This is a genomic window from Cupriavidus sp. 01L43, from assembly GCF_056399925.1.
On the sequence record NZ_JBFTSH010000002.1, the window covers coordinates 1 to 24,951 of the forward strand.

Consider the following 24,951-nt stretch of genomic DNA (forward strand, 5'->3'; position numbering starts at 1 on the left):
CAGGGGTTCTTGCCCGACGGATAGCCCAGCTCACGAACGACCGTTGCCGTCTTTCCCCCGTACTTGAAATATAGCTTGACCGCCCTGATGCGATCCTCGTACGAATACATGAACTACCTCCAAGTAGTCCAAGTTTTCATCCGCACCCCCGCCCTAGACCATTCAGAACCGCCTAGACATTAGGTGTTGGCCGCTTTTTCTAATGTCGCACCCCTCCCCCACATCCTCCCAAGCTGACGGCCCTGCCGCCAAGCCAGGAGCGAAACTGCCCATGTCCGCGCAGACTGGCCCCCCGGTCAAGTCTTCTGATAGCGCGGGGCAGGCTTGCCAACCTGCGTTGCCGCGAACAACGCGGAACGTGCCGCATCGTACTTCGCCCACAGGCTCTCGTCGGCGACAGAGGGCCAGGTGACGGCTTCCCCGTTGTCGAGGCCGACCAGCGCGGCGTGGACCATATCTTCCGCGCTCATCACGCTTTCCGGGCGGAGCGCGGACAGCGGCACGCCGGAGACACCTTCCGTCCAGATTTCGGTCGCGGTCGACGCCGGCAGCACCACTTGCACCTTCACGCCAGTGTTCGCGAGTTCGTCCTGAAGACCGCGAGTGAAAGCCAGCACGTATGCCTTCGTGCCGCTATAGACCGAGCTCACCGGCAGCGAGTGGACCGCCAGCACCGACGCGATATTGATGATGACCCCATCGTTGCGCGACAGAAATCCGGGCAGCGCGGCCTGTGTGAGACGCGTCAGCGACGTGATGTTCAACGCGATCTGCGACGTTGAATCGTTCACCGACGATTGCGCGAGCGGACGCAGTCGCGCGAAGCCGGCATTGTTCACGAGGACGCGCACGCTGGCATCGTTCGCCAGCACTGCCTCGACCTTAGCGACGTCGGCCTCGTTCTCGAGGTCGGCAACCAGAACCTGAACATTGACCCCGTGAGTCTCAGACAGCTTCTCCGACAGTGCGGCCAGCCGGTCGGCGCGCCGTGCGACCAGGACGAGGTCGTAGCCGCGAGCGGCCAGTCGATCGGCATAGATGGCACCGATGCCCGATGATGCGCCGGTTACGATGGCAGTTTTTCTGGAAGTGGACAAAGAAACGTGATGAAGCCGCTACCGCGATTGCGGACGCAGGCGGTATGCCAGGTGAAGAAAAGAGCATTTTCGAGAAGCTGGTTTGCACCAACACCTCGCTCAGGGGACCTCGCGGGCAAACTCGCGATTCAGATGTCCGCGGTGACGCATGCGCTCCGGCCTCTGATTCGGGATGGTCTTGTGGAATTGCATACGGACGAGCAAGACAAGCGGTCCAAGCGTGCATCCCTGACAGGCGTGGGTACCGCCCGCTTGCATGAAGCCATCGTCTATTGGGCGAAAGCGAACCAGCGTGTGGAGGAGGTATTGGGTAGTGATTCAGCTGCCACCCTGCGCGCACTCGCCGACCATGTCGCTTCCGATGCTTTCCTCGATGCGTATGTCGATGATCAGGATGCGACCGTCAAGCGCGCCTAGGCACGGCCGGTGTGCGGAACTCCGCGTCGGCCCCGCGACCTCAATCCAGTGGTAGCGGAATCCCAGTCTCTGTGAAGACCTCGCGTACGACGGACAAGCCGTTCAGTGCCGCCGGAAATCCCGCATATACCGCCATCTGCATCACAACCTCCACCACCTCTCGCGGTTTGCAGCCGACGTGCAATGCAGCCTGTACATGCACGCGAAGCTGCGGTAATGCACTGCCGAGTGCGCAAAGCGCTGCGACAGTTGCCAGTTCCCGCTCGCGCAAGCCAAGCCCGCTTCGCGCGTAGATGTCGCCGAATGGAAACTCAACCACGTAGCGCGCGAAGTCCGGAAACGATTGCGCCAGCGTTTCGACCACGTTCTGACCGGCAACCCCATCCACTGCAGCCAGCATCTGCAAGCCACGCTCGTAACGTTCTGGGTTCATAGGTCACCCCGTTGACAATTGCGCCGGGAAACAGCGGCCAGGGCAGCATGGTGAGTCAGGTTCATTGATCTTCTCCAGAAGAGTTGGTGCGGCAAATGTAGGGCACGCACCCGGGATGCGGAATGACCAAGTTTGTGATACCTTTTTGATATGTCTGATCGCCTCGATTCCCGGTCCCTTTTGCTTTTCCTTGCCGTGGCGGACGCACTGAGCTTCCGGCAGGCGGCCGAGACGCTGCATCTTTCCCAGCCGCCACTGAGCCGGGCAATTCGAGAACTCGAAGAACGGTTGGGAACGCGGTTGTTTGACCGCAATACGCGGGGCGTGACGCTTACCGTCGCTGGGGAGAAGCTGCTCCCTTATGCGCGCAGCATTGCCAAATTGCTTCGCGAGGCCGAGGCAGCGCTCACGATTAAGGGTCTGCCGGCCAACCTCCGGCTTGGACTGACTAGCGCCGTGGAACCAGCCTGGTTCCACGGGCTGGCACAACGGGTGCAAGCCCGTCATCCCGGAACCGTTGTCTCGACCTTCTCCGATACATCGCCCCGGCTCGTACGACAGCTTCGCGCTGGCAAACTGGACGCAGCGTTCATCGCGCTGCCTACGGAAACGCACGAACTGGAGGTCCGGGAACTCGACCAACTGCCGATGGTCGTCGCGATACCGTCACGCCATCTTTTAGCCAAACGCAGAAGAATTGGTCTCGCGGACCTGGCACGTGAGAAGGTCTTCTGGTTCGAGCGTGCGCGACAGCCCGCGTTCTTCGATCACTGCCAGACAGTTTTCTCCCGCCATGGTTTCGCCCCATCCAAATTGAGGGAGCCATCGGACCATCACGTTCTACTTGCCGATGTGGCGAATGGAAAGGGCATAGCCCTGCTGCCGAAATCGTTCACCGCATTACGACGCGCTGGCGTCGTCTACAGGTCATTGGTCGAGGGCGAGGAACTATCGGTTTGCATCGGCCTCGCTTCGCCCGCTGATCGGCAAGGCGTACGTGAAACTCTGGTAGAGGCGGCAATTATGAACCGGCACTCCTAGTACAAGGAACAACAGCATGAAGATGGATGCATTTGCATTTGGGACGACCAACTGGGCGGAAGTCGAAAAGACAGAGCACCAGGGGGAAACCGGCATGGCCTATTGGCGCACGCGATGCTTCGGTGAAAAGCCGAATCAGATTCGGGTGCGGATGGTGGAATACACCCCTGGCTACCTCGCGGACCATTGGTGCCAAAAGGGGCATGTCCTCTTCTGCATGGAAGGTGAGTTGGAAACAACGCTCGAAGATGGACGGAAATTTGTTTTGACGGCGGGCATGAGCTATCAGGTGGGCGACAACGCGGAGCCACATCAGTCTTATACCAAGACAGGCGCCAAGCTCTTCATTGTGGATTGAGCCACAGCAGGTTGACGGCGTCATTCGCATTTTCCGCGAATGTGGCTACCACGCGGGGCTCTCCTCCATCACTTGGTAAAGGGATCGATCGGCGAAGGCGGCGTGCCGCGCGCCTCGATTGCCTTGCCTGCCAGCAGGCACAGGTCCTCCCGAAAATGGCTGGCCACGATCTGTACGCCGACGGGCACCGAGTCGACCAGATTCGTGGAGACGACGAGCCCCGGCAGCCCCATCGCCGGGAGTGCCCGCATGGTCAGCTGCGCTTCCCAGACGCGCTGAAAGCCCGCCGCGCCCTGCATGTCGAGCCCGTCCGGGAACGGCAGCTCTCCCGATACAGGAAGCAGCAGCACCGGGTATTTGGCAAGGAAGGCGCGCCAATGACGCACCAGCGTGGTCCGGCGCACCAGCGAGCTGTTGACGACGTCACCGGGCATCGCACTGACCTTGGCACGCACGCCCTCGACCACGGCCCGCGCCCCGGGATCGCCATCCCGGGTAACAGCGTCGACGAGCGCCGGGAATCCATCGCCGAGCCACAGTCGCTCCTGAACTTCGGCCGCATCACGGATCAGCGGCGTGTCGTCGATCTCTTCGACCGTCCACCCCGCGTCCACCAGCCGCCGCGCCGCATCGCGCAGCGCAGCTTCCACTTCCGGGGCGATCTCCATGCCACCCGGGCGCAAACAGAGCGCCGCCCGCAACGCCGTCTCGGGACCCTGTAGCGGCACGGGCACCCACCACGGATCACGCACATCGGGCGCGGACATGGCCATCAGCGCAACTTCAAGATCCGCCACCGTACGCGCCATGGGCCCCGTCGCGGACATCAATTGGGCGCCGATCGGACGCTCGGGCGACGAGGCGTTGAACGCCGGCACCCTGCCGAACGACGGCCGCAATCCGTGGATGCCGCATGCGTACGCCGGGTAGCGGATAGAGCCGCCGATGTCGGTACCGAGCGCGATACAGCCGATCCCCGCGGTTACCGCCGCCGCCCCTCCCCCGCTCGATCCTCCAGGCGTAAGCGCAGGATTGCGCGGATTGCTTGTATGACCGTGGACCCGATTGTCGGTGAACCAGCGCAGCGCGAACGTGGGCGAGTTGCTGCGGCCAAGCAGGACGGCGCCCGCCCGCGCGAGGTTCTCGACGGCCGGACTGTTGTGCTGCGCAACCAGCCCCTCTTGCAGGCGTGTGCCGTTCGTCGTCGCAAATCCCGCGTGGTCAGTATTGATCTTCGTGGTGACGGGTACACCCGCCAACGGCCCCGGGTCCTCCCCGCGCGCCAACGCCGCGTCAACGGCATCCGCCTGCGCCAGGACCGACTCCGGGCGATGTGCGACCACCGCGTTGATCAACGGATTGACGGCATCCAGGCGTTCGAGCGCGGACGTTGCTGCCTCGCGGGCAGACACCTCACGATGCCGAATACGCGAGGCCAGTTCAGTTGCCGATAGGCGCCAAAGTTCAGTCATGATCCCTCCGTATTAGCTCGCGAAATAATTCGCCATTGCGTCGATGAACGCCGTCGGCGTCTCGGAAAATGGAAAATGGCCCGCGTCATCGAACTCCACCAGCACCGCGCCTGGAATGCCCCGGGCGAGGGCACGGCTGGCGCGCGGCGGGCACACCCAGTCGAACTTGCCGACCAGTACGAAGGTTCGGGCGGAGATGCTGCACAGGAGAGGCCGCAAGTCGTAGGACGGCGCAATCACCGTCATGAAATGCCGCATGATGTCGACCGAAGCGATGCTGAGCGCCGTGAGCGCGGGCGGCACGTCCATGTGGGACGGCGCCGCATAATAGGGACCGACCTCGCGGAAGAAGGCCTCGACGCTTTCGGCGGTAATGTCACCGGAAAACACCCGCGCCGCTACCGCCATCGTTTCGGGCCCGGCGCGCGAGGCCAGCGTCGGCGCCGGCTCTCCGTTATCGTCCATAATCGGCTGCACGGTTGGCGAGCTGCTGCACAGCACCAGCCCCCGTACCAGCGCAGGATGGCGCAACGCCAAATGCATGGCGACAAAGCCGCCGGCCGAATGGCCAAACACATGAACCTGCCCCACGCCGAGATACGCGCACAGCGCCGCGACATCATCGGCCATCTGCTCAAGCGTGCAGGTATCCAGCGGTGGGCGTCCCGAGCGCCCCTGCCCTCGCAAGTCGACGTAAAGCAGTTGCACCTGATCGCGCAGCGCGGACAGCCCGGGCTTCAGGTAGCCATGGTCGAATCCAAGTCCCCCATGGATGACCACCAGCACCGGCTTTTCCACCAGTGTGCCCTGCTCCGGGCGAAATCCTTCGCCATCCACGTCAAAGAAGAGTTCGGTGCCGTTAAGCGTGGCCTGCATGCGTCCTCACAGTCGTTGCTGAATCAACGCACACAGCTTGACGGTTATCGACGCATCACCTTGTCGGGATAGACCAGATTATTTGAAATTGCACCAGATTGGGACGGAGAAGCGGAAGCTGGCGCCTGCTGCGCCGGCACTACAAACTTCAATCTTCCCGTCGTGAGCCTCCACAATCGACTTGCAAATGGAGAGGCCCATGCCCATCCCATATCCTTTTGTGGTGGCCAGAGAGTCGAAGATGTGCGCTGCGATCTCATCCGAGATGCCCCGGCCGGTATCGCTGACTGACACCCAGACCATATGGTGTTCATCAATATGGGTCTGGACTGCAATGCACTTCTCTCGCTCTTCCATGTCACTCATTGCCTCGAGTGCGTTGGTCAAGAGATTCATCACTACTTGCTGCAGCAATATGCGATCACCAGAGACAATCAAGGCATCCGTTGCGAAGGTGCTCGATAGCATTACCTTCTCAGCATCAATGCGCTCCCGCAAGACATTGAAGACCTCGAGTATTGCCTCGTGGATATCCATGCTCGATTTATTCGGACGAGACTCCTTGACCATCGCTCGAATGCTTCCGATGATATTCGTCGCACGCTCGCTGCTTGCGGAGATCATCTCGAGCGCCGCCACGGCCTCCGAAAGGTCCGGAATCTCTCGATTCAGCCATCGAATTGCGGCGCGGGCACACGTGCTCACCGTGGAGATGGGCTGACTGACTTCGTGCACGATGAATGCCGCGAGTTCACCCAATTCTGTCAACCGCGCAGCCCGTGCCAATTTTTCCTGTGTCTCTCGGGCGTAACGGTCGGCTTCCGCGCGCCGAATATGCTCGGCTTCAACGTTCTCATACAACTTCGCGTTTTCCAGGGAAAATGCCACCTGAGATGCGAGAACCTCAAGGGTCCTCACACGCGTCGCATTGAAGACGCCTGCGATCAACGCATTCTCCAGATACAGCAATCCTGTGAGTGAACCCTGCTTGAGGAGTGGGACACACATAATCGACCGCGATCTGTGTGCCCGAACATAGCTGTCGAGTCCGTATTGCGGGTCATCGCGCGCATCCTCAAGCACGACAGACTCCTTGCTGCGCAGCGTCAGGTAGGCGATGGGCGTCGCAATCAACTCCGGCGAGAGGACCGTCCGTACGAGATTCATTTCCAACTGGCCCTGTGCCAATTTTGCACGTGCCGCCACATACAACACGCCGTCTTCGAGCAAGCACAGCACCGCACGCTCCGCGCCGGCATATTGCAGGGCATTCTGGAGGATGATCTTCATGACCTGTTGTAACGAGAACTCCCCCGACAAGGCCCGGACCGACCTCAGTACAATTTCCGTTTCGAAACGATCCTCGCTCCATAACAGTGAGTTCCCGAGTTCGCGAAACTCCGTGCTCCTTCCTGCTCTAAGCGCGGGAAACTCCGCATCGAGGTGCCGAACCTTTGCATCCGCCCCCCAGCAAGCGTATGCACTCCTCGCCTGCTCCAGGTATCCCTGTTGCGCGGAGCGGAGCCCACAACGCGCTGCGAAACGAGATGCCAGCTCTCTGGCGACGCTCTGAATGTGCATATCGCGCGACTGATCCGCCAAGGCTATCGCCTCTTCATAGAGCGCGAGACTATTCGCCTTGTCCTCCATCAGGTCAGAAAGCTCCGCGGCGAGCAATTTCTCGCGCGAGAGAAAATTCTCGGGACAGGCTTCCGCCCAACACTGCATCTGCCGAACCCGATCTCGCACAAGACGCGTGTGAGCTTCGCGATCGGCAGGTGCGGCAGTCCTCGCCATGGCGATGCGCAATAGTCCGCTATAGAAAACAAAATCAGCATTCTCCAGAAAGGCGGGAGACGCCCATACGGATGCGCTGGCGCGCGCTTCAGCCTCCATTGCCTTGGGCAGGTCTCCCCACAGGACCGCGACCTGCAGGCGGTACGTCCAAAATGCAAAAGCGGCAATGTCCCGATGGAACTTTCCACTGATACAGTCGCTCAGCAAATCGAGATACTCGACATTTGGATCGTGCATCCCGATATCGACGGGAACCCCCCTGAGCTCGCGGATCAACCACGCCTGTGCCATGAACGCGTCAACGACTAGCGCAAACGCAGCATCCCGCGCGAGTTTCAAACCGTCCTCGGCGATTTGTTGAGCCTCCGACAACGCACCACCACTGAACAGTAAATTCGTGACAATGTGCCGTCGGGAATAGACGGCGAACGTCATGTCACCCTGGCGGTCGGTGAGTGCCGTCGCCTCCTCCAGATGCCGCCTCGCCTCCGTGGCGGAGCCCGTCCAAGGAAGGCTGAGCGCACCGAAGCACATCTGAACACGACCGGCGTATAGATTCAGCCCTCGCTCCGCCGGGAGCCGCATCGCGAGTTCGCCGAAAACAGCGGTCGTCGCATAGTCCTCAAATCTGGCTCCAGCAATGAAGCTTAGACAGACGTAGGCATAACATGACGCATCGCAGTGTCCATATTCAAGACTGAGGTTGATCATTCGAAGAATGATCAATTCGGCGAGGTCCTGACTGGAAAACATCACCGCCGGTATGAGATCCGTCATCACGTCCATCGCATTTCGAACGCGTTCGTCGACCATAAGCTGCAGGTTGACGAGATCTTGAACACTACGGCTTCCGTAATGCTCTAGAAGTCGCCGATAGTCGGCCTCGACGCCTTCCAATCGATTGTCCTTCGAGAAGACGATGCCGGCCTCCTCTTCGAGATACCGGAATCCAACTTCCAGACCTTTATCGGGCTGGTCCAACGTCACATACATTGCGAGGCGTAGTCGAATAAGCTCTGCCCGGTGCCTGGAATCCAGTAGATCTTTCGATATCGCCGCGATTCGCTCTGATGCTTCAATAGTTCGCATACACACGAACTCGCACTCTCCAAGCCTCAATTCGATAACCGCGAGCAAGTCACCGTCGAGGTCGGCCCGATCTTTCAACAAATCCCGGGCATTGGCGAGGTACGCAATCGCCGCCTCATAGGCCGTCGCTTCCCTAGCCTTATTGGCAGCGTCAAGAATGATCAACGCGAACTGACGCCGTCGATGATCGGAAACCGGCAGCCTCGCCCTGGTCAAATGGTTTGCGACAACAAAAACACTGACCTTCAATCCATTCTTGACAACGTTTTCCCAAAGGTTGCTGCCAACTTCCAGATGTTTCTCCTGCCGTTCGAGATCGCCGAATGTTTCGTATACAGCGTCGCGAACCCGATCGTGCGTGAAGGAGTAGAGACCGTCGCTCAACACAATGAACTGCTTTTCAAGGGCTTCTCGCAGCGAAAGCTCGACCAGATTTTGTGGGCGGCACATCGCCGTAGACAGGATTTCAAGCGATGACGGCTCCGCGAGAATCGCCAGGTATTGCGTTGCCATCAGCGCGTCCTGGGCCAGACTCCCAACCCTTGTTGACAACAACTCGACCACGCTTGAGAGGTCTGATCTTGCTTCAAGTGCCGGCAGGGATGCCACCCATTCGCCGTTGCCCTCGTCGTAGACCATGACCTCATCGTCGATGAGTGATCTGACCAGCTGTATCGTGTGAAGCGGATTACCGCCGCCGCCGCGGTAAATGGCGCCCTCGAGTACGGTGAGATTCCCGACATCATCTTCGTCCAGGACTGCGCGCAGGAGCCCGCCCACTTCCCGTCCAGAGAGAGGTCCGAGTGTCATCCGCTCAACCATATCGGTCAGAACAAAGGGGCGCACGTGAGCCCCCTCGCTCTCGACTTTCCCGTCGCGCATTGCGCCGACCAACAAGACATGACCACAGAGCGGGTTCTGCAGCACATATTCAACAACCTCGAGCGTTGCTTCGTCGACCCACTGCAAGTCATCCAGAAACAATAAGAGCGGGCGCTCTTTCGAGGCGAACGCACGCAATAGCTTTGCGATGGCATCGAGGAAACGATGCCTTTCTGCGTGCGCCGACACAGCGGGATGGTGCGTGTGTTCTCCCAGGAGTCGGCTGAAATCCGGGAAAATGGTCGTGATGATCGATGATTCGTCGGCAAAGGCCTCGCGGAGCCTTCGCTGCAGTTGCGCATACTGCAGCGGAGGATATCCAAGCGCCGCTCTCAAGAGTGCGTGAAGGGCCCGGGACAAGCTGGCATAGGGTGTGACACCATCCCCAAGCTCGCATTTGCCTTGCGCAAACTCACAGGTTTTGCCGCCGACCTCCAACCTGAGACGATTGACTAAAGCGGTCTTGCCAATGCCCGCCGGGCCTTCCACTAACCATAATCTCCGCTTCTGGTCATCCGGCGTGCTTTGAATGGCATCGCGAAGACGCTCAAGCTCCGCCAGGCGACCCACCAGCCTTCCGGATCGGAACAGACCTGCACCCGATCGACGCCTTTGTCCCAAGGTTGCTGTTCGCGGATGATTCACTGTGGTCAGGGCAACCAGATCGTCAACAACATCGGAAGCCCGTTGATACCGCTCGCTTGGCTCCTTGGCCAGCAGTCGACATACAAGCTCAACGAGGCGCGCGTTGAAACTTCGTTTCAGATCAAGGAGCACATCTTCGTCAGGACGACGAGCGATATGCGCATGGATGAGCTCCGATGGCGAAACGCCGGGGAAAAGCACGCGGCCGGTCAGCATGTGGAAGAAAATGCAGCCCAGTGAATATAGATCTGAGCGTTCGTCGAAGACTCGATTGACCCGCCCAGTCGCTTCCGGGGCCATATAGTGCAGCGCCTCGCGGTCCATTTCCCGTTCCGTTCCGCCAGCGAATGCGGACAGCGTCGGCATCAAGGCTAGCGCACGAAAACCCGTCAACCTTGCACGTAGCTCGCCTGGATGCACCATGATGTTCGAAGGCGTCAATCCCCCGTGGACCAGGCCTGCGTCATGGACGGATGCCAGCGACGACGCCACGAGCAGTGCGTGGCGAATGAAAATCTCCGGCGGCATGGCGCCTGAGATCAGGTCTTTCAGCATCTCGCCACCAGAATCGTGCAGCAGCAGAGCCGGGTTTTGATTATGTACGGTGAACCTTAAGGGGCGCAGTGCAAAGCCGCCATCGAACTTGTCTCTGATGCTGTATTCGTAGCGCAGCTGCTCGAGGGAGGTTTCGGACACCGGGGCCACGGGTATCGCAGCGATTACCGACGAATCCACAAACTGTGCGCGGTAGAGTTCGATCGGACCATCGCGAAGCAACGTCAGCCTCGCGCCAGCCAGGCCTTCCGTCTCATTAATGAAATCTTTCAGAATCCTCTCCCGAGCCGATTGAACCCCTGAAGGGGCTGGGGCGCACCAACGCTTATGAAGCGATGATACCCCCCAATCTCACCCGGTCACGGGCCGATTACTGATCCGCTCGGTTGCCTCCGTTTCGTTTATTTAACCGTGCGGCTTACGCCGACAGTTGCCGCATCACGCTGTACAGGTCCGACTTACCCTCGAAGCCGATACCCGGCAAGTCAGGCATCGTGAGGTAGCCTTTCTCTACCTTCACGCCGTCCGGAAAGCCGCCAAACGGTTGGAAGAGGTCCGGATAGCTTTCATTGCCGCCGAGGCCCAGGCCAGCGGCGATATTCAGCGACATCTGGTGTCCTCCGTGCGGAATGCAGCGGCTGGCCGACCAGCCGTGTTGCTTGAGCATGTCGAGCGTGCGCAGATACTCGACCAGGCCATAGCTCAGTGCACAGTCGAATTGCAACCAGTCACGATCTGGACGCATGCCGCCATAGCGGATCAGATTGCGGGCGTCCTGCATCGAGAACAGGTCCTCGCCGGTGGCCATGGGCTTGTCGTAGTAATTGCGCAGCGTGGCCTGGAGTTCGAAGTCCAGCGGATCGCCCGGCTCCTCGTACCAGAACAGGTCGTATTGCGACAGCGCCTTCGCATATTGAATAGCGGTGTCGAGGTCGAAGCGGCCATTCGCGTCCACCGCGAGTTTCTGGCCGTCCTGCAGCACGCTCAGGATCGAATCGATGCGGCGCAGATCTTCGTCCAATGACGCACCGCCGATTTTCTTCTTCACCACGGTATAGCCACGGTCGATATAGCTGCGCATCTCGTCCTTGAGCTTGCCGTGATCCTGGCCGGGATAGTAATAACCGCCGGCGGCATAGACGAACACCTTGCGGTCAGGCTGGCCGTTGCCATAGCGGTCCGCCAATAACTGGAACAGCGGTTTTCCTTCGATTTTCGCCACGGCATCCCAAATGGCCATGTCGATGGTGCCGATGGCCACGGAGCGCTCGCCATGCCCGCCGGGCTTTTCGTTCTTGAACATCGTGTCCCAGACCTTGTGCGGATCCAGGTTGTTGCCGGTGGCGTCCACCAGCGAATCGGGATCGGCTTCCATCAGGCGCGGGATAAACCGCTCGCGCATCAGCGTGCCCTGGCCGTAGCGGCCGTTCGAGTTGAAGCCGTAGCCCACCACCGGTTTGCCGTCACGGATCACGTCCGTAATGACCGCCACCAGGCTGAGGGTCATTTTGCTGAAATCGATATAAGCGTTGCGGATGGGCGAGCTGATGGGGAGCGTCTTCTCCCGGATTTCAACGATTCTCACGATGTGTCTCCTGATGCACAGATAGCACACGCATACGCGTGGGGAATCCGTAGCGTAGGCGGAGAACCATGCTCTAGAATTGAATCCAATTCAAAACATTATTAAATCCAAGTGAAAGCTGACGTCGCCTCGGAGCTTGAGTTCTTTGTGCTGGTTGCCAAGCTGGGCAGCCTTTCAGGCGCGGCGCGCGAGTTGAATCTCACCCCTCCCGCCGCAACCAAGCGGCTCGCACTGATGGAGAGCCGCCTGGGTGTCCGGCTGGTGAACCGCACCACGCGCAGCATCAGCCTGACAAATGAAGGCGAGACCTATCTCGCCTATGCGACTCGCATCCTGGCGGACCTCCGGGAAATGGAGAACGTCGTATCGAGCAGCGGCGCCGAGCCACGCGGGCTATTGAAAGTGAATGCCTCACTGGGCTTCGGTCGAACCACCATCGCACCGCTGGTCTCGGAATTCGCACGGCGCTATGCGCACGTCGAAGTCCAGCTGGAAGTGACAGACCGGCCGGTGGATCTCGTGGAGAGCGGTTTCGACCTGGCCATCCGTTTTGGGACCCTGCCGGACACCCGCCTGGCCGCGCGGCGCATTATGTCGAACCGACGATTCCTTTGCGCGTCGCCGGGCTACCTGGAGCGGCATGGCACCCCAAAATCGCCGGCGGACCTTGCCCACCACCGCTGCATTGTCCATCGACAAAATGACGACGCCTACGGCGTATGGCGTCTGGAACATGACGGTCGTCAGGAGACCGTCAAGGTGGATGGCGCGCTATCGAGTAATGACGGAGATATTGTCCTGGGGTGGGCGCTGGACGGTCACGGCATCCTGATTCGCTCGGAATGGGATCTGGCCAAGTATCTCGAGAGCGGACGCCTCCGCGTCGTCCTGCCCGATGACAAGATCCCCTCCGCTGACCTGTTCGTGTATTACTCCCAGCGCCGGAATCAAACCGCCCGAGCCAGGGCCTTTATCGATTTCCTGGTCGAACAGTTTCAGGCGTAATCCCGGCCAGCAAGCAGAAAATCCCCTCCAGTTGGACGGCAAGGTCCTCCGGATCCGCTTCAGTCAGCCCCGCCATCTCAACCACCTGGCGCATGAGTTGAACGCCCGCAATCACGGCCAGCAGCATCGCGGCGCGTTGGCCAGCCTGGGGCCCGGGTAGCCGCGCGGCCAGCGGCTGTGCGAAAACCTGCTCGAACTTGCCGCGCAGAATCGCCGAAGCCTTCGGACTATTTGCCGAACGCAGCATGATCAGGAAACCGTCCATCGGCGTGGCCTCGGGCATGGTCCGCGTCACCAAGCCGCGCGCCAGCGCCCTGCAAAACGCCTGCATGGCGGGCCGATCGTCCATGACCTCCGCCGTCACGATGCCGGGCGCGGCCAGCACCGTATCCACCACCTCCTCGAACAACTGGTCTTTCGATCCGAAGTAACGATTGACCAGCATGGCCGTCACGCCGGCAGCCTCGGCGATCTCCCGAACCCCCACGTCATAGCCCGATGCCGTAAACGACTGTCGCGCGGCATCCAGGATGACCTGTCGCGTTGCAGCGCCCTTCTTGCCCAGTGCCTTCATAATTTCTACACTCGTAGACTTTCACGAAACGAAATTATACACTTGTAGAACTTTAGCCCACTGGAGTGGATGATGGATTTGCAAATCAAGGGAAAACGCGCCCTGGTAACGGGCGCAACCGCAGGGATCGGTGAAGCGATAGCAAAGATGCTGGCCGCTGAAGGGGCGACCGTGATCGTGCACGGCAGGAACCGGGAGCGGGCGGATGCGGTGATCGCGGAGATCGAGGCCAGCGGCGGGATGGCCGGGTTGGCCCTGGGCGACCTTTCCACCGATGCCGGCGCCGATGCCGTCGCCACGCAGGTTCGCAAAGGCGGCCCTGTCGACATCCTGGTCAACAACGCGGGCCGCTACCAGCATTTGAACTGGACGACTGCCGTGCCCGACCAATGGACCGAGACCTTCGAGGCCAATGTCCTGTCCGCCGTGCGGATGATCCAGCGGTTCGTCCCCGCGATGCGCGAGCGCGGCTGGGGGCGCGTGATCCAGATCGGCGGCGGCCTGGCGGGCCAACCGGGGGCGGGCCTGCCGGACTACAACGCGTCGCTCGCCGCGCGCCATAACCTCGCGGTATCGCTGGCTCGCGAACTGAAGCGTACCGGTGTGACGTCGAACATCGTCGCCCCCGGGGCCATCCTTGTGCCGGCGGTCAAAAGCCTGCTCGAATCGATCGCGCCGCACCACGGCTGGGGAGTCAGCTGGGAAGAGATCGAGCGGGGCTGCGTCCGCGACATGGTGCCCAACGATGTCGGGCGCCTGGGCCGCCCCGAGGAGATCGCCGCCGCCGTCGCCTACCTGTGCAGCCGATACGCCGACTATGTCAGCGGCGCCACGATCCGCGTCGACGGCGGCACGATCCGTTCGGTATCGTGAGACCTCCCCTAACCGTTCTTCGGCAGCATCGATCCCTTCCGCCGCCGGGAGGGCTTCGGCTCTACGCCCACGCGTGCATCCCGTTCGAACACGCGTGCCACCAGCCATTCGGCAGCTTCCTCGAACGCCGGATCGGCCTGGGGCACATACAGCCATTTGCCTAGCACCGGGTGCGGCCGCAAGGCCGGCATGTCCGCGATCAGCGCGGCGTGGTGCTCATGGGAGGTGCAAACCAGCAGCCCGTTCCACGGGTCGTCGCGATCCGCCGCGATCAGGCACAGGTTCCCGTCGATGTAGGCGGCATCGCTGCCAAACATCCGTTTGCAGACGTAGGTGGGATCCCGCTCGAATGCATCGAAGATCCAGACAAGCGCGTTGCGGATGGCGGTGGGCATGGCGTGGGCGGTCAGGCGGGCAGGTGTGCCCGGCATAGGCTACCTGAGAATCCCCGGGCGGTGATCAGGCTCCCCGTTGCGGGGAGCCCTACTACTTTGTGCTTCGTCAGCGAGCGATCAACGGAGGCTGGTCAGCGTCTGCGTGTACGTCGTCATATACGTCGGATTTGCGAAACCCGTTGCATAGGAATAGTTCGACTGCCACTTGACGATGCGGCCCAGGTCCGGCGCCCACCAGCCCAGGATCGTCTCCTTGTAGGTGGCGTTGCCCGCGGCGCCATTGGGCAGCTGGGTGTCGTTCGAGTTGGTGTACGTGATCGTGAAAGCGAGACGCAGCGCGTTGAACGTGCCAGCCGGCGTCGTGATGCTTTCATACGTTTCCACCTTGCCGACCACCGCGCCCTTTTCGGTGTAACCCATCTGGCAAGCGTAGTCCCACGCGCCGGTCCAGGTTTTGCCGACGTAGAGCGGCAGCTCATAGAGCGTGCGTTTGGGCGAATACGTGCACACATTGCCGTTGGTGTACGTGCGCGACAGGCGGTTGCGATCCAGGTCCTGCACGTAGCTGGTGTCCGGCGCGTTCGTGATGGCGTCGGCGCTGGTGATCATCGCCCGCCCGTTGCTCACGGAGGCGATGGTATAGGCCAGGTTCTCGGTCGTCGTGGTGCCGTTGAAGCGGACTTGCGTCTCCGCAAACGTCGCCACCTCGCCCACCTTGTACGCCACGCCGTTGTAGCGCTGCGGCGCCACGGCGATCTTCAGCGTGAACACCTTGGACGGATCGCTGACCTGCGTCGCCGTCAGGGTGATGGCGTCGCCCGTGGGGCTGACCAGATTGCCGGACCACTGGGTCTCGGTCAGCACCTGGTTGGTGACCGTCGTCTTGTCGCTCGTGATCACTGCCTGCCAGCGCACCGGCTGGCTGGTTTGCAGACGAATAAAGTCGCTCGACTGCACGTTCAGCGTGGTGCTTCCCCCCGCGCCGACGCTGGTGCCCTGCGTCTGGCTGCCTGTGGCGCTGACGTTCAGCGCGCTGCCGCCATCCCCGTCACCGCCGCCACAGGCGGCCAGAACCCCGGCCAGCATGACGCAGGCCACCAGATTTCCCATCCTCTTCATGGATTTCCCCAAAAATTGCTTTTGATTTTTCGATGTCTTGGACCCCCGGCATCCCTATGCTGGCATGCGCGGCGGCGAGGATTTTAACGCTGTGTGTCCGATTTATGTCTTAAGCGACACATCCCCCCGAAGGAGGATTGCCGGAGGTATTCCCCAAAAGAAGGCATCCCCCGGGTATCCCCCTGTCAACCGGCAATATTTCAAAGCGTTACGAAATATTACGAGCTGGCCTGCACACCCCGCACGACAAGAAAAAAGTGACGGGCTAGCCATACCTGGCGCTCATTTTGGGCGTTGCGGACAGGGAAGCCATATGCGCAGCCAGTTCCCATCGAAGGAACGGCGCGTGAATCAGGGGAGCGTTAAGTCGTGCAAGCAACATTTTTGACCTTGCGGGGGCTTTCCCAAGCCGACGCAGCGGGACGCTTTGAGCATTTTCCGGCCCGGTATCTGAAATATTTGACTGCCGTGGCCTCGGTGTCGTCGATCTGTTACCCGTCGGGCAGCCGAAAGTGGCTGTCTCGACGCCTGCGGCTGCTGGCCGTGGCGGCCACGCGTGGCAATGCCGCCCGCCTGTGGTTGGGCGCAGCGGCGTCCTGCGTGCTGCTGCAGCGGGTGGCCACGGCCCGGCCGCTGGTGCTGGAGAAGCCGTTCCGCCCGCTCGGCGCGCTGGGCCTGTGTTTCTACGAGCGCGCCCGGCTGATGATCGAGCACTACGCCGTCATGGCCGCGATGGTGCCGGCCTGCGTCTGCGACCGTATCTATATGTCAGGCGGCCTGACCTGGACCTCGGCGGACGGCGTCTACCAGCTGCGCCTGGCCGATCCCGGTCCCAATCCCAGGGAAGGCGAACTGGCGTTCTACTGGATCGACCAGGAAGCCGGCATCTGCCTCGCCCAACTGAGTTTCTACCTGCGCCAGGGCCCGGCCGGCCCCGAGGTGTTCATCGGCGGCCTGCAGGGCACGATGGGCGAGACCGCCCGGGAGCGCATCCGCATCGCCACGCGCGCCTGCGAGGGCCTGCGCCCCAAGGACGTGGTCATGGAAGCGCTGCTGGCCTTCGCCGGCCATATTGGCGCGCGCCGCGTGACGGCGGTGTCCCGGGCGAATCACGTCGGCCGCCAGCGCCATACGCCGCGCGAGATCCAGTGCGACTACGAGGGATTCTGGATGGAGTACCACGGCACGCCAGACGCCGCCGGCAATATCGAGATCCCCGTGCGGCAACCCGAGCGCGACATCGCCGAAATCGCCTCGAAAAAGCGCTCCGCCTGGCGCCGCAAGCAGGCGCTGGCGCAGACGGTACGGGGCGCGGTCAGCCAGTGGCTTGATGTCGATGGTGCCGAGGCCGCCAATACGCCGGCGGTGGCGGAATCGATGGGGCTTGCCGTGGGCGTGGCAGCCTGAGGCGGGGGCGCCGGACTCCCGTCCGGCGCCCTCCCCCCCTTACTTCTTCAGGTCAAACCGGTCCAGGTTCATCACCTTGACCCACGCCGCCACGAAGTCCTTGGCGAACTTCTCCTTGCCGTCTTCACTGGCGTAGACCTCGGCCAGCGCCCGCAGCTGCGAGTGCGAGCCGAACACCAGATCCACGCGCGTGCCGGTCCAGCGGACCTTGCCGGACTTGTCGCTACCCTCGAACACATTCCGTGACACCGGCTTCCACTGCACGCCCATATCGAGCAGGTTGCGGAAGAAGTCGTTGGTCAGCGTTTCCGGGCGATCGGTGAACACGCCGTGGGCATCCTTGCCGCTCTGCACCTTCAACACGCGCAGGCCGCCGATCAGCGCCGTCATTTCCGGGGCGGTGAGGGTCAGCAGTTGCGCCTTGTCGATCAGCATGGCTTCGGCCGGTGCTTGCACCTTCGCGTCGATGTAGTTGCGGAAGCCATCGGCCTTCGGCTCCAGGGCGCCCACCGACTGGACGTCAGTCTTGTCCTGCGACGCATCCATGCGGCCCGGCGTGAACGGCACGGTCAGTTTCTGTCCGCCCGCCTCCGCCGCCTTCTCGATGCCGGCGCCGCCCGCCAGCACGATCAGGTCCGCCATCGAGATCTTTTTGCCGCCGGACTGCGCACCGTTGAACGCGCTCTGGATGCCTTCCAGCGTCTTGAGCACCTTGCCGAGTTGATCCGGATTGTTGGCCGTCCAGTCCTTCTGCGGCGCCAGGCGGATGCGCGCCCCGTTGGCGCCACCGCGCTTGTCCGAGCCCCGGAAGGTCGACGCCGAAGCCCAGGCCGTTGACACCAGTTCCGAGACCGACAGCCCCGAAGCCAGGATCTTCTGCTTGAGCCCCGCCACATCCTGGTCATTGACCAGCGGATGGTCCACCGGCGGGATCGGGTCCTGCCAGAGCAGTTCCTCGGCCGGAACTTCCGGGCCGAGATAGCGCGCGCGCGGGCCCATGTCGCGGTGGGTCAGCTTGAACCACGCACGGGCGAAGGCATCGGCAAACGCCTGCGGGTCGTCCTTGAAGCGCCGCGAGATCTTCTCGTAGATGGGGTCGAAGCGCAGCGACAGGTCCGTGGTCAGCATCGTCGGCTTGAGCTTCTTGGCCGGGTCATAGGCGTGCGGCACCGACTCCGGGGCGTCCTTGGCGATCCACTGATTGGCGCCGGCCGGGCTCTTGGTCAGCTCGTATTCGAAGTTGAAGAGGTTCTCGAAGAAGCTGTTCCCCCACTGCGTCGGCGTATTCGACCAGGTGACTTCCAGGCCGCTGGTGATGGTGTCCGGGCCGCAGCCGGTGCCGAACTTGTTGCGCCAGCCCAAACCCTGCAGTTCCAGTTCGGCGGACTCCGGTTCGTCGCCCACGTTCTCGGGGTGCGCGGCGCCGTGGGTCTTGCCGAAGCTGTGGCCGCCGGCGATCAGCGCCACGGTTTCCTCGTCATCCATGGCCATCCGGCCGAAGGTATCGCGGATGTCATACGCGGCGGCGATGGGGTCCGGATTGCCGTCGGGCCCTTCCGGATTGACATAGATCAGGCCCATCTGCACCGCGCCAAGCGGATTCTCGAGGTAGCGGCCGGGATCGGTCCGGCTGGCTTCCTGGCCGTGCTTCTCGACGTCAGCCACCAGCACGCCACCATCGTCATCCTTGCCCGCCGCGCCCTTGCCATAGCGGACTTCACCGCCCAGCCAGGTCTTTTCATTCCCCCAATACACGTCCTGGTCCGGTTCCCAGGTATCTTCGCGGCCCCCGGCGAAGCCGAAGGTCTTGAATCCCATGCTTTCCAGGGCGACGTTGCCGGACAGGATCATCAGGTCCGCCCAGGAAAGCTTCTGCCCGTACTTCTGCTTGATCGGCCAGAGCAGCCGGCGCGCCTTGTCCAGGCTCACGTTGTCCGGCCAGCTGTTGAGCGGGGCGAACCGTTGCTGGCCGCGCCCGCCACCCCCCCGGCCATCGCCGATGCGGTAGGTGCCGGCGCTGTGCCAGGCCATGCGGATGAACAACCCGCCGTAGTGACCGAAGTCCGCCGGCCACCAGTCCTGCGAGTCGGTCATCAGTGCCGTCAGGTCTTTCTTGACCGCGGCGAGGTCGAGGGTCTTGAACGCCTCGGCATAGTTGAAGCTCTTGTCCAGGGGATTGGACTTGTCCGAGTGCTGGCTGAGCAGATCCAGCCGCAACTGCTGGGGCCACCAGTCCTTGTTGGTGGTGCCGCCTCCGGCGGCATGGTTGAAGGGACACTTTTCGTAAGACATGCGATCTCCTTTGGGGGGTACCCAACGCTAGTTCTAGTCTTTCCGCGTCGACGCTTCCACGTGGGCCTGCCTCGGCAAGCCTGCCGCACACAAAATATAGTTGAGAGCCGCCGTCAACCAAATGTGACGATTGCAATCGTCGCGATAGCGGCTTGCTATGGGCCACCCGGGTCACCTCCCCGGCCCCCCGCCATGCTCGGGTTAGCCCCAACCAAATGCCGTCAGGCGCTTGTCCTATAGTTCCCGTACTCCAGACAACTGTAGCGCCCCACGCTCGGAGGTTGCCCTCATGACCATGTCCACCGCCCTCGCAAGGTGCCTGAGCAAGACGCAGAGCGAGTTCGAGACCGTGCACCGGCACGGCAGTCCCGATGGCGCGGCGCCAGCCCGGCCGATATCGATTCCCGGCGACCGGCTGGCCCGCACGGTGCTGCTGGAGGACAACCGGGGCTACCTCGCCGCCGTGATCCCCGCCACCCATCACCTGAAACTCTCGGAAATCTGCGAACAGACCGGTCGCCAGCTGGCCCGGGCGCGTACGGAAGGCGTGCACGAGGTGTTCCGGGACTGCGACCCTGGCGCGCTGCCCCCGGTCGGCATGGCCTACGGCACGCAGACCTGGCTCGATGACAGCCTGATGACCCATCCCGATGTCTACTTCGAAGCCGGGGACCGCGACGAGGTAGTGCACATGAGCACCGAGCAGTTCGCCGCCCTGATGGCCGGGGCCCGGCGCGGGCATTTCGCCCATCGACGGCTCTAGGGGAGCCCCGGTTTCTGCATCCGCGTGTCAGTCAGGCATCGCCATATACACAGCGATACAAAAACCGTGCATTCCGACACATGGCACTTGCCATGGCCTCATAGACTTCGTGTCAGTTCATCACTGACCCGAGGAGAGAGGAACAATATGTCGGAAAAAATCGATTTGCCCCGTCGTGGTTTCCTGGGCGCCGCCGCCGCAACGCTGGCCGCCGCGCAACTGACGCTGTCGCAGGCCGCCCAGGCGCAGTCCGCCATCACCAAGGCCGCCGCGCTGCCGGCCTCCAAGCCGGGCAGCCACACCAGCTTCGCTCCGCTCAAGCAGATCCAGGCCGGCGTGCTCAACGTGGGCTACGCCGAAGCCGGCCCGGCCAATGGCCCCGTGGCCCTGCTGCTGCACGGCTGGCCGTACGACATCTACGCCTTTGTCGATGTGGCGCCGCTGCTGGCCTCGCGCGGCTACCGGGTGATCATGCCCTACCTGCGCGGCAACGGGACGACCACTTTCCTCTCGCCGGACACCATGCGCAACGGCCAGCCGTCGGCGATTGCCGCCGACATGATCGCGCTGATGGACGCCCTCAAGATCCAGACCGCCGTCGTCGCCGGCTTCGACTGGGGCGCGCGTACCGCCGACATCATGGCCGCACTGTGGCCGGACCGTTGCCGGGGCCTGGTCTCGGTCAGCGGCTACCTGATCGGTAGCCAGGCGGCGGGCAAGGTGCCGCTGCCGCCCGAAGCCGAGCTGCAATGGTGGTACCAGTTCTACTTCGCCACGGACCGTGGCGCGGCCGGCTACCAGAAGTACACGCACGACTTCGCCAAGCTGATCTGGAAGCTGGCGTCGCCGAAGTGGGATTTCGACGATGCCACGTTCAACCGCAGCGCCACCGCCTTCGACAACCCCGACCACGTGGCCATCACCATCCACAACTACCGCTGGCGGCAGGACCTGGTCAAGGGCGAGCCGAAGTTCGACGATCTCGAGAAGCGCCTGGCCACCGCGCCGACCATCAGCATCCCGACCATCACCATGGAAGGCGACGCCAACGGCGCGCCCCACCCCAAGCCCAGCGCCTATGCCAGCAAGTTCACGGGCCGCTATGAGCACCGCGACCTGACCGGCGGCATCGGCCACAACCTGCCGCAGGAAGCGCCGGTGGCCTTCGCCCAGGCCGTGCTGGACGTGGACAAGCGCTAAGCGCTAAACGCCCAGCGCCAGACATCATCAAGTAGTTCGATCTCCTAAGCTCCCCCTAAGCTCCCCTAAGCGCGCGCGTCCGGCTCCCCGCCGGCGCGCGTTTTTTTTTGCCTTCCACCGCCCGTCCTCCCGACTTGTTCCCGCCACGCAAAACTGTTGATGTGGGCGATGCCTTCTTCGTTGGGGCCGGCTCCACTAGATTTGAGCCCAAGGCAAACACGCCGAACCCCTACCAGGAGAATCTGAAATGTCCTCGCAAAAAGTTGTCATCGTGACTGGCGCATCCCAAGGCATCGGCGCCGAATTGGTCAAGGCCTACCGTGCACGCGGCTACCGCGTGGTGGCCACGGCGCGCAATATCAAGCCGACCGACGATCCCGATATCGCCATCGTCCCCGGCGACATCGGCGACCCCGACACCGCCCGCCGCGTGGTGGCCACGGCGCTGGAAGCCTTCGGCCGCATCGACTCGCTGGTCAACAACGCCGGCATCTTCGTAGCCAAGCCGTTCACGCAGTACACCGCGCAGGACTACGCCGCCGTGACCAACGTGAACCTGTCCGGCTTCTTCCACATCACCCAGCTGGCCATCGCCGAGATGGAAAAGCAGCGCAGCGGCCACGTGGTCAGCATCACCACCAGCCTGGTCGATCACGCCATCGCCGGCGTGCCGTCGGTGCTGGCCTCGCTGACCAAGGGTGGCATCAACGCCGCCACCAAGTCCCTGGCCATCGAGTACGCCAAGACCGGCATCCGCGTGAACGCCGTGTCGCCCGGCATCATCAAGTCCCCGATGCATGCGCCGGAAACCCATGAGGCACTCGGCGCACTGCACCCGGTGGGCCATATGGGCGAAATGGGCGATATTGCCGAAGCCGTGCTGTTCCTGGAAAGCGCCTCGTTCGTGACGGGCGAGATCCTGCACGTCGATGGCGGCCAGAGCGCCGGCCACTAAGCGGCTGGTTACCCCAAGTCATTCCCTTGACTTGACGTTCTTCATTCACGATACTTCATCTACTTTCATTCTTGCTTGAAGAACGTAAATCGTGGAACTGGCAGAATTAGAGATCTTCCGGGCGGTGGCGCGTGAGCAAAGCATCACACGCGCCGCCAAGCGGCTCGACCGGGTGCAGTCGAACGTGACCACCCGCGTGAAGCAGCTCGAGGAGAGCCTCGGCGTCAGCCTGTTCCAGCGCGATAGCAAGAAGATGTTGCTCACCCCGGAAGGCCTCCGCCTGCTCGACTATGCCGACCGCCTGCTGGCGCTGGCCGACGAGGCGCGGCAGTCGATGCGCACGGATGCGCCAAGCGGCCCGCTGCGGCTTGGTTCGATGGAAAGCTCGGCGGCCACGCTGCTGCCCCGCCCGCTCGGCGCCTTCCACGCGCGCTGGCCGGACGTGGCGTTGAAGCTGACCACGGGCACCTCGCAGGCGCTGGTCGATGCCGTGCTCGGCCATCGGCTCGACTGCGCCGTGGTGGCGCATCCGGGCACGGGCGCGCCGGCCGACATCGACCTGACCGAAATGGGCGACGGCCTCGACGGCACCTACCTGCATACCGAGGACCTGGTGCTGGTGCTGCCCGCCACGCACCCGCCGGTGCGCCGGCCGCAGGACGTCACACTGCACCAGCTGGCTGCCTTCGCGCGCGGCTGCACCTACCGCCAATGTGCCGAAGACTGGCTGGAGCAGGCGGGCGACGATATGCGCCGCCGGCTCTCGGTCATCGACCTGCCGTCCTACCACGCCATCCTGGCCTATGTGGCCGCCGGGTCGGCGGTGGGCATCGTGCCGCGCTCGCTGCTGGCGGTGCATCGCGAAATGGCCCACCTCCAGACCGTGCCGGTCAGAACCGTCCACACTTTCCTGGTGAAGCGCGCCGGCTTCGCCACCTCGGCCTACACGGCGTTCCTGCGGGAACTGCAGCAAGGCCCATCCCCTTCATCGCCCACCTAACCTGAAGCCCAGCCATGAACTCCGCCGCCCGCAATCTGGTTTCCCTCCTCAACCTCGCCACGCCGATCATCCAGGCGCCGATGGCTGGCGTCAGCACGCCGGCCATGGCCGCCGCCGTGTCCGAAGCCGGCGGCCTGGGCTCGCTCGGCGTTGGGGCGATGGACGCCGAAGGCGCCCGCAAGGTCATCCGCGAGACCCGCGCGCTGACCGCCAAGCCCTTCCATATCAACTTGTTCTGCCACGCCCCGGCCCAGGCCGATGCGGCGCGGGAGGCCGCCTGGCTGCAATACCTGACGCCGCAGTTCGCCGAATTCGGCGCCACGCCGCCTGCCGGCCTGCGCGAGATCTACAAGAGCTTCGTGGCCGACGAGGCGATGTATCAGATGCTGCTGGAAGAAAAGCCGGCCGTCGTGAGCTTCCATTTCGGGCTGCCGGCGCAGGAGAAGATCGACGCGCTGCGGGCCGCCGGCATCCTCCTGCTGGCCAGCGCCACCTCGCTGCGGGAGGCGCGCCAGATCGAAGCGGCGGGCATCGACGGCATCATCGCGCAGGGCATCGAGGCCGGCGGGCACCGTGGCGTGTTCGATCCGGAGGGCGATGACGAAGGACTGGGCACGCTGGCGCTGGTGCGGGTGCTGGTGACACGTACCAGCCTGCCGGTGATCGCCGCCGGCGGCATCATGGACGGCGCCGGCATTGCCGCCGCGCTGGCACTGGGCGCGCAGGCCGCGCAACTGGGCACCGCCTTCGTGGCGTGCGATGAATCATCGGCAGACGCCGCCTACCGCGCCGCCCTGACCGCCGCCGAGCCGCGCGCCACCACGCTGACCCGGGCGATTTCCGGCCGCGCCGCGCGGGGCTTCACCAGCCGCTTCACGGCCCTCGGCGTGGCGCCGGGCGCCCCCGCGATTCCCGACTATCCCGTCACCTACGACGCCGGCAAGGCGCTCCACGCCGCCGCCAAGGCCAAGGGGGTCAGCGAGTTCGCCGCACAATGGGCCGGCCAGGCCGTACCGCTCGCCCGCGCCCTGCCCGCCGGCGCGCTGGTCGCCGAACTGACCGCCGAATTGCGCCAGGCGCTGGACCGGTTGAGCAGCCTGCGGGCATCGATCGAGTAGTCA

21 protein-coding genes are annotated in these 24,951 nt (G+C 62.8%); 11 read left to right on the forward strand and 10 right to left on the reverse strand.

The window, feature by feature from the left end:
• Positions 1–296 precede the first annotated feature (296 nt).
• On the reverse strand, positions 297–1,097 hold the full coding sequence (locus tag AC1DP9_RS03145) for an SDR family NAD(P)-dependent oxidoreductase (protein WP_477106581.1): 801 nt from the start codon (positions 1,095–1,097) through the stop codon (positions 297–299).
• A gap of 9 nt (positions 1,098–1,106) precedes the next feature.
• Between AC1DP9_RS03145 and AC1DP9_RS03150 the strand changes: the two genes are divergently transcribed.
• Complete coding sequence (locus AC1DP9_RS03150; RefSeq protein WP_477106582.1) at positions 1,107–1,514, forward strand: MarR family winged helix-turn-helix transcriptional regulator; 408 nt, start codon at positions 1,107–1,109, stop codon at positions 1,512–1,514.
• 40 nt (positions 1,515–1,554) lie between these two features.
• On the opposite strand, the gene AC1DP9_RS03155 is transcribed toward AC1DP9_RS03150, so the two are convergent.
• Positions 1,555–1,947, reverse strand: a complete 393-nt coding sequence (locus AC1DP9_RS03155) for a carboxymuconolactone decarboxylase family protein (RefSeq protein ID WP_477106583.1) — start codon at positions 1,945–1,947, stop codon at positions 1,555–1,557.
• Between the two features lie 150 nt (positions 1,948–2,097).
• On the opposite strand from AC1DP9_RS03155, the gene AC1DP9_RS03160 reads away from it, so the two are divergent.
• Together AC1DP9_RS03160 and AC1DP9_RS03165 are read left to right on the forward strand one after the other, a co-directional pair.
• On the forward strand, positions 2,098–2,988 hold the full coding sequence (locus AC1DP9_RS03160; RefSeq protein WP_477106584.1) for a LysR family transcriptional regulator: 891 nt from the start codon (positions 2,098–2,100) through the stop codon (positions 2,986–2,988).
• A gap of 16 nt (positions 2,989–3,004) precedes the next feature.
• Complete coding sequence (locus AC1DP9_RS03165; protein ID WP_441590937.1) at positions 3,005–3,346, forward strand: DHCW motif cupin fold protein; 342 nt, start codon at positions 3,005–3,007, stop codon at positions 3,344–3,346.
• Between the two features lie 68 nt (positions 3,347–3,414).
• Here AC1DP9_RS03165 and AC1DP9_RS03170 read toward each other — a convergent pair whose 3' ends face one another.
• The 4 genes from AC1DP9_RS03170 to AC1DP9_RS03185 form a co-directional block, all read right to left on the reverse strand.
• On the reverse strand, positions 3,415–4,818 hold the full coding sequence (locus AC1DP9_RS03170; protein WP_477106585.1) for an amidase family protein: 1,404 nt from the start codon (positions 4,816–4,818) through the stop codon (positions 3,415–3,417).
• 12 nt (positions 4,819–4,830) lie between these two features.
• Positions 4,831–5,694 (reverse strand): alpha/beta fold hydrolase, encoded by an 864-nt coding sequence (locus AC1DP9_RS03175; RefSeq protein ID WP_477106586.1) that lies wholly within the window; start codon positions 5,692–5,694, stop codon positions 4,831–4,833.
• 78 nt (positions 5,695–5,772) lie between these two features.
• Complete coding sequence (locus tag AC1DP9_RS03180) at positions 5,773–10,884, reverse strand: trifunctional serine/threonine-protein kinase/ATP-binding protein/sensor histidine kinase (RefSeq protein ID WP_477106587.1); 5,112 nt, start codon at positions 10,882–10,884, stop codon at positions 5,773–5,775.
• 196 nt (positions 10,885–11,080) lie between these two features.
• Positions 11,081–12,247 carry a mandelate racemase/muconate lactonizing enzyme family protein gene (locus AC1DP9_RS03185; RefSeq protein WP_441590944.1) on the reverse strand — a complete coding sequence of 389 codons (1,167 nt, stop codon included), beginning with the start codon at positions 12,245–12,247 and terminating at the stop codon, positions 11,081–11,083.
• Between the two features lie 111 nt (positions 12,248–12,358).
• Here AC1DP9_RS03185 and AC1DP9_RS03190 point away from each other — a divergent pair, with 111 nt between their 5' ends.
• A complete protein-coding gene (locus tag AC1DP9_RS03190) occupies positions 12,359–13,252 on the forward strand; it encodes a LysR family transcriptional regulator (protein ID WP_477106588.1) in 894 nt (297 codons plus the stop codon).
• Here AC1DP9_RS03190 and AC1DP9_RS03195 read toward each other — a convergent pair.
• A complete protein-coding gene (locus AC1DP9_RS03195; protein ID WP_441590948.1) occupies positions 13,218–13,826 on the reverse strand; it encodes a TetR/AcrR family transcriptional regulator in 609 nt (202 codons plus the stop codon). The genes AC1DP9_RS03190 and AC1DP9_RS03195 overlap by 35 nt on opposite strands.
• Before the next feature lie 69 nt (positions 13,827–13,895).
• On the opposite strand from AC1DP9_RS03195, the gene AC1DP9_RS03200 reads away from it, so the two are divergent.
• Positions 13,896–14,699, forward strand: a complete 804-nt coding sequence (locus AC1DP9_RS03200) for an SDR family NAD(P)-dependent oxidoreductase (RefSeq protein WP_477106589.1) — start codon at positions 13,896–13,898, stop codon at positions 14,697–14,699.
• 8 nt (positions 14,700–14,707) lie between these two features.
• Here AC1DP9_RS03200 and AC1DP9_RS03205 read toward each other — a convergent pair whose 3' ends face one another.
• Both AC1DP9_RS03205 and AC1DP9_RS03210 read right to left on the reverse strand, forming a co-directional pair.
• Complete coding sequence (locus AC1DP9_RS03205) at positions 14,708–15,094, reverse strand: hypothetical protein (RefSeq protein ID WP_477106906.1); 387 nt, start codon at positions 15,092–15,094, stop codon at positions 14,708–14,710.
• Between the two features lie 117 nt (positions 15,095–15,211).
• A complete protein-coding gene (locus AC1DP9_RS03210; RefSeq protein ID WP_477106590.1) occupies positions 15,212–16,213 on the reverse strand; it encodes a hypothetical protein in 1,002 nt (333 codons plus the stop codon).
• Positions 16,214–16,681: 468 nt separating this feature from the next.
• Here AC1DP9_RS03210 and AC1DP9_RS03215 point away from each other — a divergent pair, with 468 nt between their 5' ends.
• Entirely contained in the window at positions 16,682–17,620 is a 939-nt protein-coding gene (locus AC1DP9_RS03215; protein ID WP_477106907.1) for a VirK/YbjX family protein, read from the forward strand.
• Between the two features lie 39 nt (positions 17,621–17,659).
• On the opposite strand, the gene katG is transcribed toward AC1DP9_RS03215, so the two are convergent.
• Complete coding sequence (gene katG, locus AC1DP9_RS03220; RefSeq protein WP_477106591.1) at positions 17,660–19,912, reverse strand: catalase/peroxidase HPI; 2,253 nt, start codon at positions 19,910–19,912, stop codon at positions 17,660–17,662.
• A 289-nt stretch (positions 19,913–20,201) separates the two neighbouring features.
• Between katG and AC1DP9_RS03225 the strand changes: the two genes are divergently transcribed.
• The 5 genes from AC1DP9_RS03225 to AC1DP9_RS03245 all read left to right on the forward strand — a co-directional run bounded on the left by AC1DP9_RS03225 (position 20,202) and on the right by AC1DP9_RS03245 (position 24,948).
• Complete coding sequence (locus AC1DP9_RS03225; RefSeq protein WP_477106592.1) at positions 20,202–20,675, forward strand: aminoacyl-tRNA deacylase; 474 nt, start codon at positions 20,202–20,204, stop codon at positions 20,673–20,675.
• A gap of 147 nt (positions 20,676–20,822) precedes the next feature.
• Positions 20,823–21,875, forward strand: coding sequence for an alpha/beta fold hydrolase (locus tag AC1DP9_RS03230; RefSeq protein WP_441590954.1), 1,053 nt, complete (start codon positions 20,823–20,825; stop codon positions 21,873–21,875).
• A 247-nt stretch (positions 21,876–22,122) separates the two neighbouring features.
• Positions 22,123–22,830 carry an SDR family NAD(P)-dependent oxidoreductase gene (locus tag AC1DP9_RS03235; RefSeq protein ID WP_441590956.1) on the forward strand — a complete coding sequence of 236 codons (708 nt, stop codon included), beginning with the start codon at positions 22,123–22,125 and terminating at the stop codon, positions 22,828–22,830.
• Positions 22,831–22,921: 91 nt separating this feature from the next.
• Positions 22,922–23,830, forward strand: a complete 909-nt coding sequence (locus AC1DP9_RS03240) for a LysR substrate-binding domain-containing protein (protein WP_477106593.1) — start codon at positions 22,922–22,924, stop codon at positions 23,828–23,830.
• 14 nt (positions 23,831–23,844) lie between these two features.
• Positions 23,845–24,948, forward strand: coding sequence for an NAD(P)H-dependent flavin oxidoreductase (locus AC1DP9_RS03245; protein ID WP_441590959.1), 1,104 nt, complete (start codon positions 23,845–23,847; stop codon positions 24,946–24,948).
• Positions 24,949–24,951 lie beyond the last annotated feature (3 nt).